Source organism: Anaerofustis sp. (assembly GCF_019420015.1).
Lineage (GTDB): Bacteria > Bacillota > Clostridia > Eubacteriales > Anaerofustaceae > Anaerofustis.
The window spans coordinates 23,353-26,622 of sequence record NZ_JAHZIA010000025.1 but is presented as its reverse complement, the minus strand read 5'-3'; the positions used below and the strand labels follow the sequence as shown (position 1 = coordinate 26,622).

Annotated in this window: 4 protein-coding genes; 2 read left to right on the top strand and 2 right to left on the bottom strand. The window is 37.3% G+C overall.

The features are described 5' to 3' along the window. A partial coding sequence (locus QZ357_RS04925; RefSeq protein WP_290772589.1) for a potassium transporter TrkG occupies window positions 1-750 on the top strand: 750 nt, incomplete at its 5' end. 22 nt (window positions 751-772) lie between these two features. Continuing rightward, window positions 773-1,423 (top strand): TrkA family potassium uptake protein, encoded by a 651-nt coding sequence (locus tag QZ357_RS04920; RefSeq protein ID WP_290772586.1) that lies wholly within the window; start codon window positions 773-775, stop codon window positions 1,421-1,423. A 42-nt stretch (window positions 1,424-1,465) separates the two neighbouring features. Here the strand turns inward: QZ357_RS04920 and QZ357_RS04915 are convergent, their stop codons facing one another. Both QZ357_RS04915 and rapZ read right to left on the bottom strand, forming a co-directional pair. Then, window positions 1,466-2,437: a gluconeogenesis factor YvcK family protein gene (locus QZ357_RS04915; RefSeq protein WP_290772584.1), complete on the bottom strand. Its 972-nt coding sequence runs from the start codon at window positions 2,435-2,437 to the stop codon at window positions 1,466-1,468. A 19-nt stretch (window positions 2,438-2,456) separates the two neighbouring features. Then, a partial coding sequence (gene rapZ / locus QZ357_RS04910; RefSeq protein ID WP_290772581.1) for an RNase adapter RapZ occupies window positions 2,457-3,270 on the bottom strand: 814 nt, incomplete at its 5' end.

Genomic DNA, 3,270 nt, shown 5'->3' with positions numbered 1-3,270 from the left:
ATAATGGCTCTTATAGTTATAGGGGGCATAGGATTTATAGTATGGAACGATGTAATAAAAAATAAGTTCAACTTCAAAAAATACGAGCTCCATTCAAAAATAGTGCTGACTACAACGGTATCGTTAATAACAGCGGGAGCGGTGCTCTTCTTTATTTTCGAAAAACAAAACGGAGTTTTGATGGGTGTTCCGTTAAAAGAGAGTATACTATCTTCCCTATTCCAGTCAGTAACACCGAGAACTGCGGGATTCAACACAATTTCATGGAGTGAAATAACTCAGGGAACATCGATATTCACCATACTTTTAATGCTAATCGGCGGAAGTCCCGGCTCTACCGCAGGCGGAATGAAAACGACGACTTTGGTTGTTCTTATAATGAGTGCGGTGGCATCTTCGAAAAACCAAAACGGTATAACAATATTCAAAAGAAAACTCGAACCCGAAACGGTAAAACAGGCAAGCGCAGTATCGACTCTGTATTTCACGGGGTTTTTGATTGGAACACTTCTGCTTTGTTACTTCGAGAACAGCTCGGCGATATCGATAATGTTCGAGGTTTCTTCGGCAATAGGGACGGTAGGTTCTTCAATGGGAATTACTCCAGCCTTATGCCAGGCATCGAAAATAACTATAATGTTGCTTATGTATGCGGGAAGAGTGGGAGCCCTTACATTGATGCTTACCCTTGCGAGAAAGAAAAAAACGGCACCGATTGAAAGACCATCGGAAAAAATACTTATAGGATAAAGAATAAAAGAGAGGATTTATTATGAAATCAGTATTAGTAATAGGAATGGGAAGATTCGGTAAGCATTTATCGAGAAAAATGCAAGAACTTGGAAATGATGTAATGGTTATTGACAGAGACGAAGAAAGAATTGCAGAATTCACTTCGGAATTTACGGATTCTCAAATCGGAGACTGCACAAAAGAAACGGTGCTGGAGTCAATAGGAGTAAACAACTTTGATGTATGCTTCGTTGCAATAGGAGAAGACTTCCAGTCTTCATTGGAAATAACCGCGCTGTTAAAGGACTTAAACGCAAACTGGGTAGTAACAAAAGCAAGCAGCGACATACAAAAAAAACTTCTTCAAAGAATAGGTGCGGACGAAGTAATATACCCGGAAAAAGATACTGCCGAAAAGCTTGCCATAAGATACAACGCAAGAAATGTGTTTGATTACATCCCTCTTACCCCTGAATACTCAATTTACGAAATTCCAATTATAGATTCATGGATAGGCAAAAATATGGCTGAGCTGAATATAAGAAGCAAATTTAAAATTAACATTATAGCAGTAAAAAATAATAATATTTTGGATCCTATACCGAACCCTGATTATATCTTCAAAGAAAACGATCATATAATAGTAATAGGAAAATCAAAAAACGTATGTAAAATTACGTCTTTGACTTAAATAAAAAGACCGTAACAATACGGTCTTTTTTATTTTCTTTTGTTACTCAACACCTTTAAGATACTCCACCAAAACCTTGCTGTTATGCCTTATGACTCCATCTACCTCAAGAGCCAAATCGAGTCCGGTAAATACATACTTATCTTTCATTTCTTCTCTTACATCGAATGTCACTGCTCTGGCGTGTTTCTTTTTGTACCTAGATAAAACTTCTTCGTCTATGATACTTGTGTTGTATATAACCTCATCAAAGATTTTAAGCCCCTTTGGTATATGTCTTTCAATTTCGCTTATATGCTTTGCGACACCGAAGTTATCGGTTTCTCCGTGCTGAGTCATTATATTGGTAACAAAATATTTCTTTGCCTTTTTATTTTCGTTTATGGCATAAGGAATATCCTTTATAAGCAGGTTCGGGATAATGGAAGTATAAAGACTTCCCGGGCTTAATATTATAATATCCGCATTCCTTATTTTTTCTATGGCATAATCGTTCACCTTTGCATCTTTTGGCGTCAGATACACCTTTTTTATTGGAGATTTCATTCTTATCGCCTGCTTAGGTATCTTGGATTCTCCGTGAATAACAGCGGTATTATTTAAAAGAGCGCAAAGGGTTACATCGTCGTTTTTCGTCACTGCAACCACCTCTCCCTTTATGGCAAGGACATCGCTTATATCTTTTATGGCTCGCGGAAAACTTTCGCTTATCTCATTTAAAGCCGCCAAAAACAAATTGCCGAAAGAATGCTTTTTTAAAGCTCCCTTTGTAAATCGGTACTCCATAAGCTTTGTCATGGTAGATTCATCTTCGGCAAGAGCCGTTATACAGTTTCGAATATCCCCCACTGCCAAAATACCAAGATCTCTTCTGAGTTTTCCTGTACTTCCTCCGTCATCCGACACAGTCACTATGGCACTGATATTATCGGTATGATTTTTAAATTCTTTCAAAAGAACACTGTTGCCCGTTCCTCCGCCTATGATTACAATGTTCTTATCCTTAAACTTCATATTCTCTACACTCACAATCTTAATACTGATAATTATCCTTGGTTATATCTCTATGCTCTTCCGTAACGAAAAAACCTCCATCTATAAGCCTTTTTGCAAGCTCACTCGCTATCGTAACGGAACGATGTCTTCCGCCGGTACAACCTATACCTATTACAAGCTGGGCTTTGCCCTCTTTTATGTAATAAGGAAGGGTAAATGAAACAATATCATATAACTTATCCATAAATTCTCTGCTTTCATCGAAGGAGAATACATAATCGGAAACTTCCTTATTTTTACCTGTTAAGTGTTTTAAATCTTTTTCATAAAAAGGATTGGGAAGAAATCTGACATCGTATACTATATCCGCATCATGCAGTATACCGTATTTAAAACCGAAAGAACTTACTATAATGTTGAAAGAAGTATGATTATCATCCATCTTTCCGTAGCAATCGTGAAGAATTTTTTCAAAATCTCTTTCTTTGAGTTTTGAAGTGTCAATTATCAAATCCGCGCGTTTCTTCACTTCCTCCATGGAAGCCCTTTCCTTTTTAATGGCTACCTCTATCCTGTCTTTTCCGGAAATAAGATGCTTTCTCCTGTTTTTCTTATACCTGGAAATAAGTACATCATCATCCGCATCTATATAAAGAAGCTCCGCATTCCTTTCGTTTTTCAAATTATCCAGTATCAAGCCTATATCGCCGAAGAATGCACTTCCTCTGACGTCCAAAACAATGGCGATATTTTCGATTTTAGGCTCGCTTTTATCCAAAAGTTCGATAAAAGTATCTATCAATTTAGGCGGGAGGTTATCGACGCAATAAAAAGCTCTGTCTTGAAAAAAT